3 protein-coding genes are annotated in these 4585 nt (G+C 57.1%); all 3 read right to left on the reverse strand.

All coding sequences use genetic code 11. The features are described from left to right. Positions 1–2534: BTAD domain-containing putative transcriptional regulator (locus IGS51_RS05520; protein WP_297076929.1), on the reverse strand; the 2534-nt coding region annotated here is incomplete at its 3' end. A gap of 317 nt (positions 2535–2851) precedes the next feature. Then, on the reverse strand, positions 2852–3391 hold the full coding sequence (locus IGS51_RS05525) for a pentapeptide repeat-containing protein (RefSeq protein WP_297076931.1): 540 nt from the start codon (positions 3389–3391) through the stop codon (positions 2852–2854). A gap of 287 nt (positions 3392–3678) precedes the next feature. Further along, positions 3679–4296: a transcriptional repressor LexA gene (lexA, locus tag IGS51_RS05530; RefSeq protein WP_297076933.1), complete on the reverse strand. Its 618-nt coding sequence runs from the start codon at positions 4294–4296 to the stop codon at positions 3679–3681. Positions 4297–4585 lie beyond the last annotated feature (289 nt).

Raw genomic sequence — 4585 nt, forward strand, 5'->3', positions numbered from 1 at the left:
CTTATCTTTACAAATCCCCCAGGGGCGGCAGCAACTGCCCGCGCCATCTCCCGCCCCACTTCCGCCAAACAGGAGCCACTCGACGCGAGGGCGTGGGCCATCATCCTGGGATTGGCTGTCCGCCCAATTTCCACGATTCGCTCAGAATGTTGCTGCATATGGGCAAGATTGCTGTACTGAAAGTTTAGAATCATCAGCACTTCTAGTCCAGCCATCTCCGCTTCCGATAGCCCCAGCCGATGCGCTTCTTGCACCACGTCCTGCGCTTCTGCCTCCAGCGGAGCCACCTGCTCAGCAGAAACTCCGGCAAACACCAGCACTTGCAGCAGTTCGATATGCAGCCGAACGCGGGTGCGCTGATCAAGCACCTGACAATGCTGAATCCCGCGTAGAGCAAGTTCTGCGGCTTCGGCATAGGCAAACAGCTTGAGCGAATCATTGGCCGCCGCCAAACAGGCCGCCGCCGCCAAAGCGCGATCGCCCCCCAGCGCAGCATGATGAGCAATCTCTGCCGCCAGAGACGGGTCTTGACCTGCCCGCTGGTGCAGCTTTTGGGAAATCTGGAGATGCAGCAAGCGACGACGGGGTTCCGACAGTTGCCGATAGGCCACCTGCCGCACGATGTCATGGGCAAAGTCGTAGCGCATTTCCTGCCCGTGGGACGCGCTGGCTCGAATCAGGCTTTCCCGCTCTAGCTGCTCGATACCCGTCAGCAGCTTAGACAGCGGCGCATCGGCAATCTCAGACAGCGTGGTGGGGTCAAAGGTTCGACCTAGCGCAGCCGCCCAGGGAATCAGTTCGCGGGCATACTCATCTAGTCGTTGCAGGCGATCGCCAATCAGCAGTTCCAAACTATCGGCGTGGGCCGCCTCGCCCGCAGACAGCGCCCGCGCAATTTCCAGCGCAAACAGCGGATTGCCGCCGCTGTCGATAAACACCTGCTGCGTTTTCTCTGGCGACCACTCCAGATCTGGAAGCGCGTAAACACTGCGAATCAGCGCCGCCGTTTGCTTTGGCTCTAGCGGTTGCAGCGCCAACGTCAGCAAGCGCCGTTCTCGCCGCAGCGCCTGCAATCCCCGGAGTACGGCTGCGTTGTCGTCTAGCTCTTTGGTGCGGGCGGTGCAGGCAAAAAAGACGGAATGCTGACTCAGCAGCCGAATGGCATAGTGCAATAGCGATGACGATGCTTCATCGATCCATTGAATATCGTCCAGAACAATCAAAACAGAACGCTGACTGGAACAGAGCGTGGAAATAAACTGAACCACACTGTCGAATAGATAGCTGCGATCCGACGGACTGCGATCAGAACTTTGCGATGAAGGACTCGACTCACTGAGTAGGTAAGTCAAATCTTCCGGTATTTGCACGTTGGCATTCGTCACAAACGCACGCAGCGCATCAATCCATACGCCATAGGGACGCACGATTTCTGCTTCAAAGCCTCGCCCCCACAGAACGCACTGATTCCGCTGCTGAAACTGCTCCTGGATTGCTTGCAGCAGGCGCGTTTTGCCAATGCCCGGTTCCCCCGTCAGCAGCAGTACCGGGCGATCGCCCAGGGTGTCCAAAGGGGTGTCCAAAGCTGCATTATCCGGCGAATTCTCTGCCCCCATCCACTGCTGGATGGTGTCCCATTCGTGGGTTCGCCCAATCAGCGGGCTAGGCTGCTGCGCTGCCGATGCAGGAGACAGCAGGGCGGCGCTGGCCAGCGGGCGATCGCCCCCAGAAGCCGTTGCGATACTGCCTGCGATACTGCCTGCGATACTGCCTGCAAGACTGCCAACTGGCTCATCGTCTGCGTTGAGGATTTGGTCATACAGCTTGCGGAGGGTGGGGCCGGGATCAACGCCCAATTCCTCTCGCAGCAGCGTCATACAGTGGTGATAGACCTGGAGTGCGTTGGCGCGATCGCCATTCAGCCAGTGCAGATGCATCAGCGTCGCGTGGGCGGCTTCGTTGAGCGGGTCGCTCCGCAATACCTGCTGACCATAGGCGATCGCCGTGCCATAGTCTTGCCGCGCTTTGAACAGCGCGATAGTCTGCTGTAATGCCCGCCTGTGACTCTGCTGGAGGCGATCGCGCTCTGGCTCAATCCACTCATCTGTGCAGCCAGGCAGCAGGTCGCCCTGGTATAGAGATAGGGCAGCTTCTAGGTGCGATCGCGCGATGTCGGGTTCGGTCGCTTGGGCAGCAAGCTTTACCGCATTCTCAAATTCCGCCACATCCAGAAAAATGGGAGCGCTGGGCGACCATTGCAGCGTTTTGGCATCTGCCAGCAGCACCGTATCTGGTTCTGGTAGGGCTTGCCGCAGATGGGAAAGGGCCTTTCGCAGGTTAGAGCGAGACTGGGATTCGGTGGAATCGGGCCAGAGGTGAAAGGCGAGGCGCTGGCGAGGCTGCGGTGTGTGGCGATGCAGCAACAAATACGCCAGGAGAGCCTGCTGGCGATCGCTGCCAATGCCCAACGAAACCTGTCGCTCATCGGTGATGGCAAAGTCTCCAAGCAATTTAATGTGCAACCTGGGAGGCATGGCATCACCCGCTCAAGTGCGTCGTTCTGGAACCTCGTTCTGGAACCTCCTGCTGGAACCCCTTACGAGTCTGCGTCCAGGCTATTGGTTCAGACTAATAGCCCAGACTAATAGCCCAGACTAATAGCCCAGACTCCATAACCCAGACTCTATAGCCCAGACCCTTAGTCCAGATAGTCCAGACCCTTAGTCCAGATAGTGCAGAGCATTGTCAGGATTTTACCCCATGCCTGAAATTTCCTCTGTTTGTGCGTCAGCACTGCGGGGCGATCGCTCCATTTTGGCATCCAAGCAAGGAACGCCGCTGCGGGCCCCGACTACGGCTGCACTGTCCCATCGGGTAGAATTGCGCCCTGAAAAACAGCGCCGTCTTGGGTTGCGCCGTCTAGCTTGGCCCCGCTGAGGTCGCTTCCGCTAAAGTCGGCATTGCTGAGATTGGCATTGGTAAAGTCTGCGTTCCGCAAGAAAGCATTCTTCAAACTGGCACCGGAGAGATTTGCACCGCTGAGGTTTGCAGAGGGCAGCGCGGCACGGTTGAGGTCTGCGTTGCTCAGATTTGCGCCGCTGAGGTTGGCGGTGTCGAGCAGCGCCTCGCTGAGATTGGCACCGTTTAGGTCAGCGCCGCTGAGATTGGCGCGATTCAGCTTGGCACTTTTGAGATCCGCATTGGCCAGCGCCTTGCCCTGCAAATCGCACTCGATACATTCTTTGGTGTCAGCAAGGCGAGCCTGGGGGTCGGGGCTGGCGCAACTGCTGAGGAGCAGGAGAGAGAGGGCGATCGCCCCTACATGCACTGCCATTCGCCCCACTTTGGCACAGCCCTGAGAAGCTGGCCCCAGCCTAGGCAGGCTAGGCAACCCAAAGGGCGCTCCAAAATCACGGGTTTTCGCAAGGAACCAGTCCCAACATGTCTGCATAGGATAGCCTTCAGCCTGATTATTCGCTTCAGGACTTACGCACTTGCAATAAGATTTCTGGGTTTTAGACAACTTCTCGCGAGCAAAAACGTTCTCGCGAGCGCAGCCTGCGAGAAACTGTCCAACTGCGATCATCCAACTACGTAAGTCCTATGCCTTTTCGATTGTCTATCACATCGACTGGCAGCGTGGCGCTGATCCAGAAATCTTCAGGAAGGCAGTAGGTCTTAGCCAACCCCAGCACCAAAAGCTCGCCAAACGCCAATCAACATCCCCTGGATTTGCACATCTGAAGCGGGTCTTTCGATGGGGTCGTACTTGGAGTTGGCGGGCTTCAGCGTTACCTTATTGCCGCGCCGATAGAAATACTTCAGGGTATTGCCTTCTCCTTCAACCCGCGCTGCAACAATCGTGCCGTTCTTGAGCTTGTCTGGTTCTTTCACTGGACGCATAATCACCACATCGCCATCGGCAATTAGGGCTTCGATCATGCTGTCGCCCGTCACCCGCAGCGCATAATCCTGCGGCTTAAGCTGCATTCCAGAAATGTCGAGGAACTCTGTATCGCCCGTCGCGGGTTCCAGCGCTCCCCCTGCAAACACCTCACCCCGAATCGGTACGCCCTGGGTAACCCCGTGGAGCAAGCGCAGCGTCCGGGCTTTGCCCCGCGTCCAGTCGATATAGCCCTTGTTTTGCAGATGTTCCAGGCGGCTCTGAATCGGCGCGGGCGATCGCAGCCCCATTGCCTGCATCATCTGGCGGATAGAGGGGGCGTGCTGATTTTCGCGGATGTATTCCACCAACCAGTCGTAGAGTTCCTGCTGGACTTCGGTTAAGGGTTCCATAGCGCTTTGGGGAAAGGCGAATTGACGAGGAGTGATTTGGAGCTGCACCCCCAAAGAACAGGTGTACCAAAACTTTTTCATTCTGTCTAGCCTTTCAGACAAAAAGACAGCAATATTCACAATTAAATTTGCTTATGGTTCGATTGCGGCTGGGTGAACGGCTGCATCACGCTGCCGCACACTAGACTAAAAAGACTAGGAAAGACTAGGCAGTGTCTTAAAACTTTCTGGGTCGTTGATTGCCTTGAGTCGATCCCCCTAAATCCCCCTTATTAAGGGGGACTTCCGG

It is taken from the genome of Thermoleptolyngbya sp. M55_K2018_002 (assembly GCF_015295965.1).
Lineage (GTDB): Bacteria > Cyanobacteriota > Cyanobacteriia > Elainellales > Elainellaceae > Thermoleptolyngbya > Thermoleptolyngbya sichuanensis.

Bases quoted from the DNA above. Each gene is read 5' to 3' on its own strand.
- lexA (WP_297076933.1), bottom strand. From the start codon at position 4,296: ATGGAACCCTTAACCGAAGTCCAGCAGGAACTCTACGACTGGTTGGTG.